This is a genomic window from Proteus sp. G3927 (assembly GCF_963894685.1).
GTDB lineage: Bacteria > Pseudomonadota > Gammaproteobacteria > Enterobacterales > Enterobacteriaceae > Proteus > Proteus mirabilis.
The window spans coordinates 98,385-114,109 of record NZ_CAWQGX010000030.1 but is presented as its reverse complement, the minus strand read 5'-3'; the positions used below and the strand labels follow the sequence as shown (position 1 = coordinate 114,109).

Genomic DNA, 15,725 nt, shown 5'->3' with positions numbered 1-15,725 from the left:
AATCAAAACAAGTTGATAGAGCAAAACGTCACAATTTAACAGGTGATAGTCACTGTGTTGCTCTTAATTAAACAGTGAAAGCCGAAGCACTAAAGCAACGAGTGTGACAATGAGCACAGGGATAGTCATGATGATCCCTGTTTTGAAATAATATCCCCATGTGATCGTCATATTTTTTTGTGATAAAACATGTAGCCACAATAATGTTGCCAAGCTACCTATTGGTGTAATTTTTGGCCCCAAATCAGCACCAATCACATTGGCATAAATCATCGCTTGTTGAATTACCCCTGTCGCGTCACTTCCTTCAATGGATAGAGCACCAATTAATACCGTTGGCATATTATTCATTATTGATGATAAAAAGGCGGTAATAAATCCCGTACCAATTGTTGCTATCCATAACCCTTTATCAGCAAGGTAATTAAGTATTTCAGAAAGATAATCAGTTAATCCTGCATTTCTTAAACCATAAACAACCAAGTACATACCTAAAGAGAAAATGACGATTTGCCACGGTGCGCCACGCAACACTTTTTTAGTATTAATCGTACGGCCTTTGGCTGCAATTACCCAAAGAATTAAAGCGCCAATTGCCGCTATTGCACTAACAGGAATGCCTAATGGCTCTAAAATAAAAAAACCAATGAGCAATAACAACAATACAAGCCAACCTGCTTTAAACGTAGTCATATCCTTAATGGCTAAAGCTGGCTCACTCAGTTTTTTAACATCATATTGGTTAGGAATATCTTTACGGAAAAACCAATGTAGCATCACAAGCGTTGCAACAATTCCCGCAATATCGACTGGCACCATAATTGATGCATATTCAGTAAATCCAATATTAAAGAAGTCCGCAGAAACGATATTCACGAGGTTCGAAACAATCAGCGGCAAGCTCGCTGTGTCTGCGATAAACCCGGCAGCCATAACAAAGGCTAATGTCGTACCTTTGTTGAAACCAAGTGCAAGTAACATCGCAATCACAATAGGCGTTAGTATCAATGCTGCACCATCATTAGCAAATAAAGCAGCAACCATTGCACCAAGTAGCACGATATAACTGAATAGTAATCTTCCTTTCCCACCCCCCCACTTGGCAACATGTAATGCCGCCCATTCAAAAAAGCCACTTTCATCTAAAAGTAGGCTAATAATAATTACTGCAACAAATGTCGCTGTGGCATTCCACACAATGTTCCAAACAGTCGGAATATCTTGAAAACTGATCACACCAAAAAGGAGTGCCAATATAGCGCCGGCCGTTGCACTCCAACCAATACCCAACCCTTTCGGCTGCCAGATAACCAAGGTGATCGTTAAAACAAAAATTAATGCAGCAACAAACATAACAACCTCGTTTAAAAGGTGCATTCACACACACCCAATCATATATGTTTTTTCGAATATATTTAGTTAAATTTTTTACACAGAACAACGATGACCAGACTCTTTTTTCTCTAAGATCTTGAGTAAATCTGCAACTCTATTTTTCTCTGTGGTGTAAGTTATATCAATGATACTTTTCACCCACGGCAATAATGCAGGAGATAATCGATAATGAACCCATTTGCCTTGCTTCGAATCGAGCAAAAGACCCGACTCTCTCAGCATAGCTAAGTGTCGAGATGTCTTGGGTTGCGATAAATTTAAGGCAGTATAGATATCACAAACACATAGCTCACCAGATGCTTTTAAAAGCAATACGATATCTAGTCTGGTTTGATCACCTAAAATTTTAAACAGTTGTAATGGTTTCATGTATCCCCCTTTACGATCTTTAGCTTAAAAATACCCCCACAAAACACATACGTCAAATCATATATGAGTTATACATTATTGTGGCATAATGTCGCTATCTATTATGCCTATAATAAATACTTATTATTGAGTTCTATTTAAATGAATTATTAATTTAATTAAATGTTGACAGGAAGATCATAGAGTTCAAATAAGAAAATCAAAATAAGATACGTTATTTATCATAATTTCACTGCCACATCCAACCTATTAAAAATAAAAAGCCCAACTTAAATTATTTAAATGAAATCTACTATTAAAATAACATCAAATTAAGAAAGTCTTAATTAGAGAAATTAGAAATATATACTTACTCATTATTAATTAAATAAATAAAAGGTGTATCATATGTATATTAGTTTGTTGTCTACTTTATAAAAAGGAATAATTATATGAAAAAAACATTACTCAGTCTTGTTATGCTGACTGTAATATCAACGCCAGTATTGGCTAAAACGCCTATCGCTAATTTGAAAATCAATGGTGATATCAAACCACCAACTTGTACTATTAATGGCGCAACACAAAGTGATGTTATTTTTGATTTAGGTAAAATTAGTCCATCGTTGATCCCTAAATCATCAAATTATATATATCCTCATAATACAACCTCGACTAACGTCACTATTGAATGCGATGCAAACACTTATCTTACATTTAAAGCCACTGATACTTATGTAAACAGTCAGCTTGATCTTGATCAAACCAGTAAAACTAAAGCTAGTGGGATATTTCACCTGGTTAATAAAGACCAGGTAGACACTTCCGTGGGGGGAATACTATTCGTTTGGTACAATGTGACTGTAGACGGAAAACCCGCATTTATTAGCCGGGCAAATGATGCAACGGTAGGTTTTTCAGATAATAAAACTGTTATAGTTAAAGAAGTCACTAATGGTTGGACGACAAAACAACAAGAAAATGTAGATAAAAATAGTTTAGATTTAATGCCAGGTCAGATTTTTTCTACCAGCATTTCAGCAGGGAAAGCATCTTCTGCATTTATTTTATCTAAAGATTCATTAAATAAAAAAGGCATAGATATTTCTAACGGATTAGATTTTATCGGCGAGGCTGTTCTCACTTTTAACTTTGGTGTCTAAACCTAAAAAATAATTGATAATCACAATATAATGAAATTAATTTTTGTATTGTGATTATCTTTTTATGTCAATATTAATAAACTATCGATTTACAGCTCTTAGGTAAAAGTGATAATAGTAACATCATTACCTAACATGTTAATTTTGATATTTTATGGGATTAGATATTGTCATGTTTAAAGATCAATTTACACCACAACAAAAAATGGATATTTGCACTTTTGAAGAAGGTGATCCGACGGAAAACCCTTGGGTTAAAGGGAAACCGGCCCAAATACACATTGAAATTGTCCCCCATAATCCTAATTGGCTTATACAATTTAATGAACAAAAATCGTTAATTCAGAATGCATTGTCAGATATAGCATTATCAATTGAGCACATAGGATCTACTGCGGTTGCAGGATTGGCTGCTAAGCCAATAATCGATATCGATTTAATTATAGAAAATCCTAAAGATGAATCATCTTATATTCCTCAATTAGAAGCATTGGGCTATGAACTCATTATTCGTGAGCCTTCATGGTATCAGCACCGTATGCTTAAACTGAGTAATCCGATGGTTAACTTACATGTATTTGGAAAAAATTGTCCCGAACATTGGCGCCACCTATTATTCAAGCAATGGTTAACTACACATCCTGATGATTTAGCCAATTATGCGGCGATTAAACAGCTTGCTAAGCATAATGTAAAGACGACTCAAGATTATAACCTGAAAAAACAGAGCCTTGTACGTACAATTTATCAGAAGATTTTTACCTCATTGATTGGCGACTAATAACCCGTTATCAGTGCACAGTGCGTTATTGATGTTCTGTATATCAATTTTTTAGACCGTCTTTATGGGTTTTCTAAGGTGTCCAAAAACTATTTTAATTCCAATGCCAACTTGTCAATGACTAACTATTTACTCATCATAATTAAGCCCCAACTCACCGTTAAAGGGCTTTAATATGATGATATATCTGTTACTTATATAGTGTGAAATATTCAGGAGTTACTAAGAATGGAACCATACCGTATTGCATTAATTGGTTTACTGACACATCTGATAATTTAAAAGTCAGTGGTTTATTGCCAAATTTAATTCTGCTTATTAATACTGGATCATTTTTAGATGTATCTCCTGTAAATGTCACGCCTAACGCAACTACCTTATCCATTTTCACGTTACCGGGCATAAGAATAATGCTGATACTAAAATCCATCTTTTGATGTGAATTTTTTTCTGCTTGCTTGATCCTTTTAATTACCCCTTCTGAAGCATAAACCCCCGCCAATATCTCTTTGTAAGAGAAGACCATTAGATCCGTATCAACAGTGTTTTGGCCGTCTTCAACCTTGCCAACACCAACAGGTATTGAGAAATGGGCGAATGAATTAAGTTTTTGCTTATAACATTCAACATATTCCGCATCTCTGAAAATCTCAGGAACTTTATTTTTTAATTCTATCAATGATTTAGACTCTTTCCTTGAGTCTTCAAAATCATTACATGAAGAGACTTCGAAATTAATATCTCCTTTAACAATATTTTGCTCACTAGACAATAAGTTATCTGTATTTATTTTCGTTTCTAAATCAACCTTACAGCCAACTAATAAGGAAGATATAACGGCAACCATAAATATTTTTTTCATCAAAAAGCCCTTATGATAATTAAACAAAAATTTACAATTCTATTTAACCATCACAAGGGCTTATAGCAAGCAAAAAATAAAGAAGAGGATTTTATTAAAGATAAGTGTTCTAAATTTTGTTAATTTAATTATATTTATATGGCAATATAAAACCATCAAAATAAGAGTATCTAATTACACGTCTTATTTAATCAATATAAAACCCACACTTACCACATCTAAGTTAACACTCTATTTTTAATTCTTTCTTTTAAAGAATATCGGATAGTAAAATAAACTCACTTTAAGAAAGTCTTAATTAGACATATTAAAAATACATATTCTTTTAACATTAAATAAATAAACAGAAGGTGTATTATATAATATTGCTTTGTTATTTATCCTCTAAAAAGGAATAGATTTATCTAATGGTTTAGATTTTATCGGGGAGGCTGTTCTCACTTTTAACTTTGGTGTCTAATTTTTAGAATAATTGATAATCACAATATAAAGATTTATTATATTGTGATTATCTTTTTATATTAATATGAATGAATGTTATTTATGCTATCTTAGCTTTCTTCCTCTTCTTTCTGACTGCATTTTTTCCGCTTTCTGTGCTTCTTCTATCTCACGCATTTTCACGAGAATAGAACCGTCCTCTATAACTGCAGAGTCGTTCCAAATAAGTGACTGTTTATTAACGTCAAGTGGCGTTTCAATACTGTTATCAACACAGCCCAATTTAATTGACAGAGAAAAGTAAAACTACGTTATGGAGAATGTATGCAAAGAGAAAGGAGTTTCCAAGACCACAAAAAACGAAAGGCGGTACATTTTTAGGTTGGCCTGAACATGTCTATGAAGAGTGGGTTAGAAGCGAAAAATGGTAATGCTAACTTGACCTGTTACTTGACCCGCATATCTCGCAGATTTTTTAAAAATCGCATAAGGTGTTGATTTTAAATGGTACGCCCTACAGGATTCGAACCTGTGACCTACGGCTTAGAAGGCCGTTGCTCTATCCAACTGAGCTAAGGGCGCCTAGAGGGGAAATAGACGTTAGCATTTATGCTGATAACGGGTGTGAATTATACTTTCAACATTCTGAGAGTCAACGATTTTTCCACAAAATCAAACTAGATGGTTAAAATATGGTAAGTAATCAACTGACAGATTGCTTATGATCTGACAAAATAGAGCAATACCATAATTGAATAATTTGGATGTATAGATGTCAGCAAGAATTATAGATGGGAAAACGATTGCGCAGACCATCAGAAGTGAAGTGGCAGAAAAAGTAAAACAACGTATTAAGATAGGAAAACGTGCACCGGGTTTAGCGGTTATTTTAGTCGGTGATAACCCTGCATCGCAAATCTATGTTGCTAGTAAACGTAAAGCTTGTGATGAGGTAGGATTTATCTCTCGCTCTTACGATCTACCGGATACTACAAGTGAAGCAGATTTACTCAATCTCATTGATACTCTAAATGAAGATAATACTATTGATGGTATTTTAGTGCAGCTCCCTTTACCTGCGGGAATTGATAACGTCAAAGTATTAGAACGTATTCATCCTGATAAAGATGTTGATGGCTTCCATCCTTACAATATTGGTCGGTTGTGCCAACGTGCACCTAAGCTACGTCCTTGCACCCCTCGTGGTATTGTCACACTCTTAGAGCGTTGCAATATTCCAATGAATGGCTTAAATGCGGTAATTATTGGTGCTTCAAATATTGTTGGTCGCCCAATGAGTTTAGAGCTACTGCTTGCAGGCTGTACAACGACTGTCACTCATCGTTTTACTAAAGACTTACGTTTTCATGTTGAACATGCTGATTTGGTGGTTGTGGCAGTTGGTAAACCTAACTTTATTCCTGGTGAATGGATAAAACCTGGCGCTATTGTCATTGATGTCGGTATTAATCGCCTTGAAAACGGTAAAGTGGTTGGTGATGTTGATTTCGCACAAGCCTCTCAACGCGCGGGGTGGATCTCTCCTGTTCCGGGTGGTGTAGGTCCAATGACTGTAGCGACTTTGATTCAAAATACGTTGCAAGCCTGCGAAGAATATCACGATCCTGATATAGGAAATAATTAATCAATGGAAACATTTCAATTAGATGGTCACCCCTATGTAGAACTGTGTGATCTATTAAAACTCCAAGGTTGGACAGAAAGCGGAGCCGCTGCAAAAAATATTATTGCTGAAGGCCTCGTTTGCGTTGATGGTGAAGTAGAAACACGTAAACGCTGTAAAATTACTGCCGGTAAAGTCGTCACACTCGGTGAGTTTGCTGTCACTGTCAGCAACTAGTTCAGCTAATCATACTCGTTACTCAAGCGTTACTCTTTAGTAACGCTTTTTTTATCTTTCTACCCTTTTTTTACTAAACACGCTATTTTTCGAGCTTTTATTTGAGCCTGTAAAATTAGTGGACTAATCCATTGATTTTAAATTGATTTAATTGCATCAATTTAAGATAATAATAGTAGGTTATTATTTTTGCTATTCATATCAGTGATAATACTTTATCTCGCTTCAGCACATTAACGCTTTGATAAAGAATAAGTTAAATATTGATTACATAACCTATTATTTTTTATATAAATAATACTTAGTCTGCTAGTAGTAAGAATTTCAGCAACCTTATTCCGTTGGATGATTTTTACGTATTAATAATCGCTTTAATATGCTAAAACGTGATTTAGATCTAACTTTTCCTTTGTTTTATTAGGCAAAAGAACATTGTTTATACTAAATTAGACATTATAGTTTGAAACGATTCAGCCTGATAATAAAGTATGAAGCGTTATTTTTAATTTTTATGTTGTATTTGATCCTTAATCTAATAGGAGTTCTTATGTTTAACCTACCAATCCAAGGTGTCTCTCTGCTTTTCTTGCAACAGAAAAGTGATACCTATGATTTTACTACAGGTAAGGTACAAGCATGAGACGTCGAGTCGCTACCATTACATTAAATCCTGCTTATGATCTTGTAGGATTAAGTACCCCTATTGAATTGGGTGAAGTTAACCGAGTAACAACGGCGGGATTTCATGCTGCCGGTAAAGGTATCAATGTAGCCAAAGTATTAAAAAGCCTTGGTATTGATGTCACTGTTGGCGGTTTTTTAGGTAAAGAGAATCAAGATGGCTTTCAAAAAGAGTTTAGTGAAGCCGGGATTGCTAATCGCTTCCAAATGGTTGAAGGTCGCACACGTATCAATGTCAAACTCACTGAACCCAGCGGTAAAGTAACTGATTTTAACTTTTCAGGGTTTGAAATCACTAAACAAGATTGGACTCGTTTTGTAAATGACACACTCAGCTGGGCGGGTCAATTTGATATGATTTGTGTCAGTGGAAGTGTACCACCAAGTATTGATTTAAATGATTTTACTGCTTGGATGAAGCGACTACGTAGCGAATGTATGTGCCTTATTTTTGATAGTAGCAGAGAAGCATTTGTCGCGGGGTTAAAAGCGTTACCTTGGTTAGTAAAACCCAATCATCATGAACTAGAAATTTGGGCAGGTAGACCCTTACCTGAACTCTCTGACGTAGTACAAGCTGCCCATGAATTACGCCAGCAAGGTATTGCTCATGTTGTTATCTCGTTAGGTGAACAAGGCGCTATGTGGGTTAACGCCTCTGGTGCGTGGATGGCAAAACCGCCTAAATGTGATGTGGTCAGCACGGTAGGTGCCGGTGACTCTATGGTAGGTGGGTTGATTTATGGTTTGATGATGAGGCAAACCAGTGAACATACCTTACGTCTTGCTACAGCAATTTCAGCTCTTGCCGTCAGTCAAACTAATGTTGGAATAACTGATCGAGAACAATTGGCAAGAATGATGACCGAAGTTGAATTAACGCCACTAAAAATCTAAAAAAAATATCGGATAATAATTACCCGATATTTTTGACTTTATTGCTTTATCAATAGGTAGCAATATTAGCTATTACGACGCCATGTTGTACCTTGTGGGCCATCTTCTAATACAATCCCCATTGCTGTTAAAGCATCACGAGCGGCATCCGCAGCTGCCCAATCTTTATTCTTACGAGCATCATTACGTTGTTGAATTAACGCTTCAATTTTTTCTACTTCATCAGCATCGTCTGCTTGCGCACCACTTTGTAAGAAGTGTTCTGGTTGTTGCTCTAATAGGCCTAATACTTTGGCCAATTTACGCAACACCGCTGCTAAACCATTAGCCGCCTCCATATTGACGGTTTTTAAGCGATTCACTTCGCGGGCTAAATCAAATAACACAGAATAGGCTTCTGGTGTATTGAAATCATCGTTCATTGCTTCAATAAACTGCGCTTCGAACGCTTCACCACCAGCAGGTTGAGCATTTGCATCAGTGCCACGTAAAGAAGTATATAAACGCTCTAATGCGGTACGCGCCTGTTTTAAGTTCTCTTCGGTATAATTTAGTTGGCTACGATAGTGTCCTGATAATAAGAAATAACGTACCGTTTCAGCATCGTAATAGGCAAGAACATCACGAATAGTAAAAAAGTTATTCAGTGATTTAGACATTTTTTCTTTGTCTACCATCACCATACCGGAATGCATCCAATAATTAACATAAGGACCATCATGAGCGCAGGTTGATTGTGCAATTTCATTTTCATGATGCGGGAACATTAAATCTGAACCACCGCCATGAATATCAAAATGATGACCTAATTCTTTACCATTCATGGCTGAACATTCAATATGCCAGCCTGGTCGCCCTTCTCCCCATGGTGATGTCCAACTTGGTTCACCGGGTTTTGACATTTTCCAAAGCACGAAATCCATAGGATTGCGTTTTACGTTAGCGACTTCAACCCGAGCCCCTGCTTGTAGTTGCTCTAAATCTTGACGAGAAAGCAAGCCATAATCCGGATCGGTATCAATGGCAAACATCACATCACCATTTTCTGCTACATAAGCATGACCACGTTTAATTAATGTCTCGGTAAGAGCAATAATTTCTGCAATATGATGTGTGGCTCGTGGCTCTGAATCAGGGCGTAAGATATTCAATGCATCAAAATCTTTATGCATTTCCGCTAACATACGTGTCGTTAATTGTTCGCAAGTTTCATTATTTTCAATCGCACGCTTGATGATTTTATCATCCACATCGGTGACATTGCGCACATAATTCACATCATACCCTAAATAACGTAAATAGCGGGTTATGGCATCAAATGCCACAAATGTACGTCCATGACCAATATGACATAAATCATAAATAGTGATGCCACACACGTACATACCTATTTTTCCTTTATGGATAGGTTTAAATTCTTCTTTTTGTCGAGTAAGAGTATTAAAAATCTTTAGCATCAGAGGACGTTCCCATTTTTAACTGTACGTGTTGATTACGTATTTATGTATATAAAATAACGACTACAGCGATAAAAATAACCACATAACATTACCTTTATAAGGGTTTTAATGCCTAAACTCAAAGGTAATCCAATTAATAGTCTCTTATATTACTCTGCTCTGCGTTTATTTTCACTGTTCAATCGTTAACAGTAAGGCGCCAAATTGAGTTTATTGGTGAAATAATTGGCGAAAAATGTTTTCTATTACTATTTTCGCGCTTTTTAGCCTGAAAGTCGCCATGAACAAAAGATGAATACTGACTAAATAAGGTAACTGTGGTATAAAAAAACGGTCTATTGTTTCAGCCCACATCTGGGTAAAACTAAAATTATACTAGGATCTGAATATGGTTACTTTTCATACCAATTACGGCGATATCGTGATTAAAACATTTGCAGATAAAGCACCTGCAACCGTAGAAAATTTTTTAGATTACTGTAAAGAAGGGTTCTACGATAACACTATCTTCCACCGTGTTATTAATGGTTTTATGATCCAAGGTGGTGGTTTTGAACCTGGTATGAAGCAAAAAGAAACTAAAGCCCCGGTAAGAAACGAAGCAAACAACGGTCTTGCCAATAATCGTGGTACATTAGCGATGGCTCGTACCAACGATCCACATTCTGCAACAGCACAATTCTTTATCAACGTAGCAGATAACGACTTCTTAAACTTCCGTGCAGAAAATGCCAATGGTTGGGGATATTGTGTATTTGCTGAAGTTGTTGAAGGGATGGATGTTGTAGACAAAATCAAAGCCGTTTCTACTGGTCGCAGTGGTTTCCACCAAGATGTTCCTCGTGAAGATATTATCATTAACAGTGTTACTGTTAGCGAATAAGTAGCGCTTTTTATGTGCACCCTGTTTATTGCAGATCTGCATTTAAGTGAGCACGAACCGGCAATTACTGCCGGTTTTCTTCGCTTTTTACAAGAGCAAGCGATCCACGCAAATGCACTTTATATTTTGGGCGATTTCTTTGATTTTTGGATTGGTGATGATGATCCTAATCCACTACATCAGCGCATAGCCCAAGCATTAATGGCATTAAAAAATGCGGGAGTGCCCTGCTATTTTATTCATGGTAACCGCGATTTCTTAATCGGCTCTCGCTTTGCAAAAGAGAGCGGAATGACACTGCTACCACAAGAAAAAGTGCTTGAGATAGAGCAACATCGCATTTTAATCTTACATGGTGATACGCTTTGCACCGATGATGAAGCCTATCAACGCTATCGTAAAAAAGTCCACAATAAGTTTATTCAACGCTTATTCCTACTCCTTCCTCTGACCATTCGATTACGTATTGCTAAAAAAATGCGCTCTCGTAGTCAAAGTAGCAACCAATACAAATCTGAAGCGATAATGGACGTTAATGCTCAAGCCGTTATCAATACCTTTAAACAATTTAATACCCAATGGATGATCCACGGTCATACTCATCGACCCGCGATCCACACCGTCGACATTGATGGGAAACCACATTATCGAGGTGTATTAGGAGCTTGGCATACGGAAGGCTCAATGTTTAAAGTCACCTCAGATAAAATCGAACTGATCCAATTTCCATTTTAAATAGATGATACTTTTTCGGCTATTGTAGCATATTTTTCTTTACGCAAACGTTTTCCTTGACGTATTAGCGTGATACTATCATGCTCAGTTTCTCTGGCTATATCCGTTTATGCTTACAGGAGCAGTTAAGTAATGTCTTCTCAAGTTGGTCTCAATACCTCATCCCCTCGTATCGCCATTGTGATGGGTTCGAAAAGTGACTGGGCGACAATGTGTCATGCCGCAGAAGTCCTAGACACGTTACAACTTCCTTACCATGTTGAAATTGTTTCCGCACACCGAACACCGGATAAATTATTTCGTTTCGCAGAACAGGCCAAAGAGAATGGTTTTGACGTGATTATTGCGGGTGCTGGCGGTGCTGCACATTTACCGGGGATGTTGGCAGCCAAAACCTTAGTTCCTGTATTAGGGGTTCCTGTACAAAGTGCTGCATTAAGTGGTGTTGATAGCCTTTATTCTATTGTACAAATGCCGAAAGGTATTCCCGTTGGCACACTGGCTATTGGTAAAGCGGGGGCTGCTAATGCCGCGCTACTCGCCGCACAAATTTTAGCATTACACTCTGCTGATATTTTTAATGCATTAACACAATGGCGAGCAACACAGACACAAGAAGTCCTTAATCACCCTGATCCAAGGGAGGCGCTATGAAGCCGGTTTGTGTTCTTGGTAATGGACAGTTAGGTCGAATGTTACGTCAAGCGGGTGAGCCATTAGGTATTGCGGTATATCCCGTGGGGCTTGATGCTGAACCCGAAGCGGTACCTTATCAAAAGAGTATTATTACCGCAGAAATTGAACGTTGGCCGGAAACCGCATTAACCAATGAGTTAGAGCACCATGCTAACTTTATTAACCGAGATATTTTTCCATTACTCGCAGATCGCTTACCACAAAAACAACTCCTTGATGAGCTTCATTTAGCGACGGCACCTTGGCAACCATTAACTTCGGCTGAGCAATGGCCTGAGCTATTCAATCAGCTAGGGGAGTTTATTATCGTTAAACGCCGTGTTGGTGGTTACGACGGACGAGGTCAATGGCGGATACACCCAGGTGACGAACAACAATTACCAGCCGAAATATATGGTGAATGTATTGTCGAACAAGGTATTCCTTTCTCTGGAGAAGTCTCTTTAGTTGGTGCAAGAAATCGTCAGGGGGATTGTGTTTTTTATCCACTCACTCACAATCTTCATCAAGATGGCATTTTACGCATGAGTGTTGCGCTACCAAATCCTCCCGAGGCATTACAACAATTAGCAGAGGATATGCTTAGCAAGATCCTCAATAAACTAAATTATATCGGTGTAATGGCCATGGAATGCTTTATTGTCGGTGATAAATTACTGATTAATGAACTCGCACCTCGCGTCCACAACAGTGGTCACTGGACACAAAATGGTGCTTCTATTAGCCAGTTTGAACTTCACTTACGTGCTATTCTTGATTTACCGATGCCCAAACCTAATGTTTGCCAATCGGCGGTAATGGTTAATCTTATTGGAACGGAGATCGACACCAAATGGCTATCATTACCTTTAGTTCATCTACATTGGTATGAAAAAGAAGTGCGTCCAGCCCGCAAAGTAGGGCATCTCAACTTAGTACATAATAACCATCAAGCTCTGCAAAAGACCTTAAGTGCATTAAGTCCCCTGCTCGATGAAGCCTACCAATATCCGATTAAATGGGCGCTAGAAAAATTAAGCTAGCAGTCCGACTCAGAAAGTTAGAGAATAATAGCCTTTAAATGTACTGGCCTGTGAATACAAGGCCAGTTATTCGCTATTTTTTCCTGAACATTCAGGATACTGCACCCGTTCTATGGAGTCAGGATGCCAGTCACGCAACAAAATTTTGGTCCTATCTATCAGTGGAGCATACTGATACTGCTAGGTTTAGTGTACTTTCTCGCTACCGCAACAACATTTACCTCTTTAGGTGTGGTTCTACCTAGTATGATAGCTGAACTAGAGTGGAACTGGACACAAGCTGGCCTTGGTTTTACTTTATTGGGCTTAACCTGTGGACTTGCGAGCTTTTTACCCACTTTACTTATCCGTAAATTAAACGTCCGCTTCACACTCCTCATTGGACTGATTATTTTTGTCAGTGGATTCTATTTTCTATATGAAACCAATACCATCACACGCTACTTTCTTGGTACCGCCTTACTTGGGGTAGGTTTTACACTATTAGCAACCGTACCGGGCACTTACGTGCTATCGCGTCTATTTGAAAAACAGTCTTTTGCTTTTGGTGTCTATTTTACTATTGGTGGATTGGGAGGGGTTGCTGGCCCTTGGATCTATTTTTTAGCCACACATCTTTGGCACACATGGCGTATGCATTGGCTTATTTCAGCTATTATTCTATCAATTATTACCCTGCTGACTATTTTAGTATTACGAGAAGGCTCAGCAGAAAAAGCGCATGCGAAAAAAATCAGTCAATTACAAAGTAGTAAACGTATTTATCAAACCAAAGCGATATGGACCGCACGTCATGCTTTACGAACATGGCAATTTTATGTCATTGCTGCTACTTACACCGCTTTTCTATGGTGCGGGATCACAGTAAATAGTTTTGCAGTTGCACATATTATTGAAAATGGTTTTAGTGAAACTATTGCTGCAACGCTACTGAGCACCATGGCTTTTATCAATGCATTCTCACGATTAGCCGGTGGGGCGATTGGTGAATGGTTAGAGCCCAAAAAATTACTGATTGCCAGCTTAACGATTATTATTATCGGTCTATTAGCACTGAGTATGGCTAATAGTTGGATCTACCTAATGCTATTTACCCTTTGTGTGGGGATCGGTTATGGTATGACCTTCTTAGCCTCAAGTGTATTACTGGCTAACTATTTTGGTCGCGCACCTTATTTAGAACTATTTTCGGTGATGAACCTGATCTCAACATTGGCTTGTTTAGCCCCCTTCTTTGCTGGGGCTATTAAGGATATTTCAGGCAGCTTCACACCTGCATTTTTAATTCTCACTATCCCTGTTTTAGTTATTTTGGTGATCACACTATTTATGCGCCCACCAATTTATCCTAACTTCCAACATGCCAGTGAAAAACATAATGCGCCAAGATAAAAATAAAACCGCAAATCTAGTTTAGAAATCCAATCAATATTATAGAGAAGCGGTTTTAGCGAGGAGAGATCGAGCAGATGAATGAAGAATTAATCATGAAATACTCAATTGGTATCGGCATAGCTTTGGCGTGTTTTATCGCCTTTCTTGCCATATCTTTTTTACATGATAAACAAAAAAAACGTCGTAGAAACATAATTATTCACATCATCCAAGCTATTTTGCTTTGTAGTTTAGTGGCTATTGTAAGCCAATATTGTGAAATGGCGGTGGTAGATTTTAAACTACACTTTATCTCTTTTCAGATGATTAATTTCTTTAGCTATCTTGCTATCGCATTAATCCTAATGAGAAAATTTTTCTTACTCATTAATTTATTAGAAAAATCACAAATTAAAAAAGGCAGTGATCCCACCTCAGCCCGTATTATTTCGCGTATATTTAAAATCACTCTTCTTGTCATCATGATCTTACTGTTCGGTGAGCATTTTGGCATGAGCTTATCGGGCTTAATGACATTTGGTGGCTTAGGCGGTATTGCCATTGGTATGGCAAGTAAAGACGTTATGAGTAACCTTTTTTCAGGTGTTATGCTCTATTTTGATCGCCCTTTTAACATTGGTGATTGGGTACGTTCACCCGATCGCAATATCGAAGGAACTGTTGTTGAGATTGGCTGGCGTATCACGAAGATAATGACCTTTGATCATCGCCCGTTATATATTCCGAACTCAGTATTTTCCTCCATTAGTGTTGAAAACCCCGGCAGAATGACCAATCGACGTATTGAAACAGAATTAGGGTTACGCTATGAAGATTCGGACAAAGTTGGGGTTATTGTCGAAGATATCCGCACAATGCTACAACAAAACGACAAAATCGACACCAAACAAACTTTATTGGTCTATTTTAATCAATTCGCCGATTCATCATTAAATATTATGGTGTACTGTTTTACCAAAACCACAGTATGGGCAGAATGGTTAGATGCGCAGCAAGAAGTTTATTTAAAAATGATTGATATTGTGCATCAACATGGCGCTGACTTCGCCTTCCCATCACAAACTGTATATATTGAAAAATCATCGCCTGTATCACCATAAGCATC

Annotated in this window: 17 protein-coding genes, 1 tRNA gene and 1 pseudogene; 13 read left to right on the top strand and 6 right to left on the bottom strand. The window is 37.6% G+C overall.

The features are described 5' to 3' along the window. Positions 1–63: 63 nt before the first annotated feature. Positions 64–1,353: an arsenic transporter gene (locus AACV00_RS13715; RefSeq protein WP_049213200.1), complete on the bottom strand. Its 1,290-nt coding sequence runs from the start codon at positions 1,351–1,353 to the stop codon at positions 64–66. Positions 1,354–1,428: 75 nt separating this feature from the next. Further along, positions 1,429–1,764, bottom strand: a complete 336-nt coding sequence (locus tag AACV00_RS13710; protein WP_113977017.1) for a metalloregulator ArsR/SmtB family transcription factor — start codon at positions 1,762–1,764, stop codon at positions 1,429–1,431. Positions 1,765–2,195: 431 nt separating this feature from the next. Between AACV00_RS13710 and AACV00_RS13705 the strand changes: the two genes are divergently transcribed. After that, entirely contained in the window at positions 2,196–2,906 is a 711-nt protein-coding gene (locus AACV00_RS13705) for a fimbrial protein (RefSeq protein WP_004244233.1), read from the top strand. A gap of 154 nt (positions 2,907–3,060) precedes the next feature. Then, a complete protein-coding gene (locus tag AACV00_RS13700; RefSeq protein WP_049199628.1) occupies positions 3,061–3,687 on the top strand; it encodes a GrpB family protein in 627 nt (208 codons plus the stop codon). A 190-nt stretch (positions 3,688–3,877) separates the two neighbouring features. On the opposite strand, the gene AACV00_RS13695 is transcribed toward AACV00_RS13700, so the two are convergent. Next, positions 3,878–4,549 (bottom strand): DUF7424 family protein, encoded by a 672-nt coding sequence (locus AACV00_RS13695; RefSeq protein ID WP_004244239.1) that lies wholly within the window; start codon positions 4,547–4,549, stop codon positions 3,878–3,880. A 388-nt stretch (positions 4,550–4,937) separates the two neighbouring features. Here AACV00_RS13695 and AACV00_RS17655 point away from each other — a divergent pair. Further along, positions 4,938–5,009 (top strand): annotated as a pseudogene (locus tag AACV00_RS17655) (fimbrial protein); the annotation flags it as partial. A gap of 86 nt (positions 5,010–5,095) precedes the next feature. Here the strand turns inward: AACV00_RS17655 and AACV00_RS17650 are convergent. Next, the gene (locus AACV00_RS17650) at positions 5,096–5,272 is read right to left on the bottom strand and encodes a phage tail fiber protein (protein ID WP_442956595.1); all 177 of its coding nucleotides are present in this window, start codon (positions 5,270–5,272) and stop codon (positions 5,096–5,098) included. Between the two features lie 5 nt (positions 5,273–5,277). On the opposite strand from AACV00_RS17650, the gene AACV00_RS13690 reads away from it, so the two are divergent. Next, positions 5,278–5,421, top strand: a complete 144-nt coding sequence (locus AACV00_RS13690; RefSeq protein ID WP_065429004.1) for an AlpA family phage regulatory protein — start codon at positions 5,278–5,280, stop codon at positions 5,419–5,421. A 74-nt stretch (positions 5,422–5,495) separates the two neighbouring features. On the opposite strand, the gene AACV00_RS13685 is transcribed toward AACV00_RS13690, so the two are convergent. Then, positions 5,496–5,572, bottom strand: a tRNA-Arg gene (locus AACV00_RS13685). Between the two features lie 190 nt (positions 5,573–5,762). On the opposite strand from AACV00_RS13685, the gene folD reads away from it, so the two are divergent. The 3 genes from folD to fruK all read left to right on the top strand — a co-directional run bounded on the left by folD (position 5,763) and on the right by fruK (position 8,429). Further along, a complete protein-coding gene (gene folD, locus AACV00_RS13680) occupies positions 5,763–6,635 on the top strand; it encodes a bifunctional methylenetetrahydrofolate dehydrogenase/methenyltetrahydrofolate cyclohydrolase FolD (RefSeq protein ID WP_004244243.1) in 873 nt (290 codons plus the stop codon). Between the two features lie 3 nt (positions 6,636–6,638). Next, on the top strand, positions 6,639–6,851 hold the full coding sequence (ybcJ, locus tag AACV00_RS13675; protein WP_004244244.1) for a ribosome-associated protein YbcJ: 213 nt from the start codon (positions 6,639–6,641) through the stop codon (positions 6,849–6,851). 636 nt (positions 6,852–7,487) lie between these two features. Beyond that, the gene (fruK, locus tag AACV00_RS13670; RefSeq protein ID WP_004244246.1) at positions 7,488–8,429 is read left to right on the top strand and encodes a 1-phosphofructokinase; all 942 of its coding nucleotides are present in this window, start codon (positions 7,488–7,490) and stop codon (positions 8,427–8,429) included. Between the two features lie 65 nt (positions 8,430–8,494). Here fruK and cysS read toward each other — a convergent pair whose 3' ends face one another. Next, positions 8,495–9,886, bottom strand: a complete 1,392-nt coding sequence (gene cysS / locus AACV00_RS13665) for a cysteine--tRNA ligase (protein WP_004244247.1) — start codon at positions 9,884–9,886, stop codon at positions 8,495–8,497. Positions 9,887–10,277: 391 nt separating this feature from the next. Here cysS and ppiB point away from each other — a divergent pair, with 391 nt between their 5' ends. The 6 genes from ppiB to AACV00_RS13635 all read left to right on the top strand — a co-directional run bounded on the left by ppiB (position 10,278) and on the right by AACV00_RS13635 (position 15,720). Beyond that, positions 10,278–10,772 (top strand): peptidylprolyl isomerase B, encoded by a 495-nt coding sequence (gene ppiB, locus AACV00_RS13660; RefSeq protein ID WP_004244249.1) that lies wholly within the window; start codon positions 10,278–10,280, stop codon positions 10,770–10,772. A gap of 12 nt (positions 10,773–10,784) precedes the next feature. After that, positions 10,785–11,507 carry a UDP-2,3-diacylglucosamine diphosphatase gene (locus AACV00_RS13655; RefSeq protein WP_049210156.1) on the top strand — a complete coding sequence of 241 codons (723 nt, stop codon included), beginning with the start codon at positions 10,785–10,787 and terminating at the stop codon, positions 11,505–11,507. A gap of 132 nt (positions 11,508–11,639) precedes the next feature. Beyond that, positions 11,640–12,161: a 5-(carboxyamino)imidazole ribonucleotide mutase gene (gene purE, locus AACV00_RS13650; protein ID WP_012368268.1), complete on the top strand. Its 522-nt coding sequence runs from the start codon at positions 11,640–11,642 to the stop codon at positions 12,159–12,161. Next, the gene (purK, locus tag AACV00_RS13645; RefSeq protein ID WP_004244253.1) at positions 12,158–13,225 is read left to right on the top strand and encodes a 5-(carboxyamino)imidazole ribonucleotide synthase; all 1,068 of its coding nucleotides are present in this window, start codon (positions 12,158–12,160) and stop codon (positions 13,223–13,225) included. Before purE ends, purK begins: the two co-directional genes overlap by 4 nt. Positions 13,226–13,348: 123 nt before the next feature. Further along, the gene (locus AACV00_RS13640) at positions 13,349–14,617 is read left to right on the top strand and encodes an MFS transporter (protein ID WP_004244255.1); all 1,269 of its coding nucleotides are present in this window, start codon (positions 13,349–13,351) and stop codon (positions 14,615–14,617) included. Positions 14,618–14,694: 77 nt separating this feature from the next. Further along, entirely contained in the window at positions 14,695–15,720 is a 1,026-nt protein-coding gene (locus AACV00_RS13635; protein WP_004244256.1) for a mechanosensitive ion channel family protein, read from the top strand. The last annotated feature ends 5 nt before the right edge of the window (positions 15,721–15,725 follow it).

Bases quoted from the DNA above. Each gene is read 5' to 3' on its own strand.
- AACV00_RS13635 (WP_004244256.1), top strand. From the start codon at position 14,695: ATGAATGAAGAATTAATCATGAAATACTCAATTGGTATCGGCATAGCT.
- AACV00_RS13710 (WP_113977017.1), bottom strand. From the start codon at position 1,764: ATGAAACCATTACAACTGTTTAAAATTTTAGGTGATCAAACCAGACTA.
- fruK (WP_004244246.1), top strand. From the start codon at position 7,488: ATGAGACGTCGAGTCGCTACCATTACATTAAATCCTGCTTATGATCTT.
- AACV00_RS13700 (WP_049199628.1), top strand. From the start codon at position 3,061: ATGGGATTAGATATTGTCATGTTTAAAGATCAATTTACACCACAACAA.
- AACV00_RS13695 (WP_004244239.1), bottom strand. From the start codon at position 4,549: ATGAAAAAAATATTTATGGTTGCCGTTATATCTTCCTTATTAGTTGGC.
- AACV00_RS13705 (WP_004244233.1), top strand. From the start codon at position 2,196: ATGAAAAAAACATTACTCAGTCTTGTTATGCTGACTGTAATATCAACG.
- folD (WP_004244243.1), top strand. From the start codon at position 5,763: ATGTCAGCAAGAATTATAGATGGGAAAACGATTGCGCAGACCATCAGA.
- cysS (WP_004244247.1), bottom strand. From the start codon at position 9,886: ATGCTAAAGATTTTTAATACTCTTACTCGACAAAAAGAAGAATTTAAA.
- ppiB (WP_004244249.1), top strand. From the start codon at position 10,278: ATGGTTACTTTTCATACCAATTACGGCGATATCGTGATTAAAACATTT.
- purE (WP_012368268.1), top strand. From the start codon at position 11,640: ATGTCTTCTCAAGTTGGTCTCAATACCTCATCCCCTCGTATCGCCATT.
- AACV00_RS13655 (WP_049210156.1), top strand. From the start codon at position 10,785: ATGTGCACCCTGTTTATTGCAGATCTGCATTTAAGTGAGCACGAACCG.
- purK (WP_004244253.1), top strand. From the start codon at position 12,158: ATGAAGCCGGTTTGTGTTCTTGGTAATGGACAGTTAGGTCGAATGTTA.
- ybcJ (WP_004244244.1), top strand. From the start codon at position 6,639: ATGGAAACATTTCAATTAGATGGTCACCCCTATGTAGAACTGTGTGAT.
- AACV00_RS13715 (WP_049213200.1), bottom strand. From the start codon at position 1,353: ATGTTTGTTGCTGCATTAATTTTTGTTTTAACGATCACCTTGGTTATC.
- AACV00_RS13640 (WP_004244255.1), top strand. From the start codon at position 13,349: ATGCCAGTCACGCAACAAAATTTTGGTCCTATCTATCAGTGGAGCATA.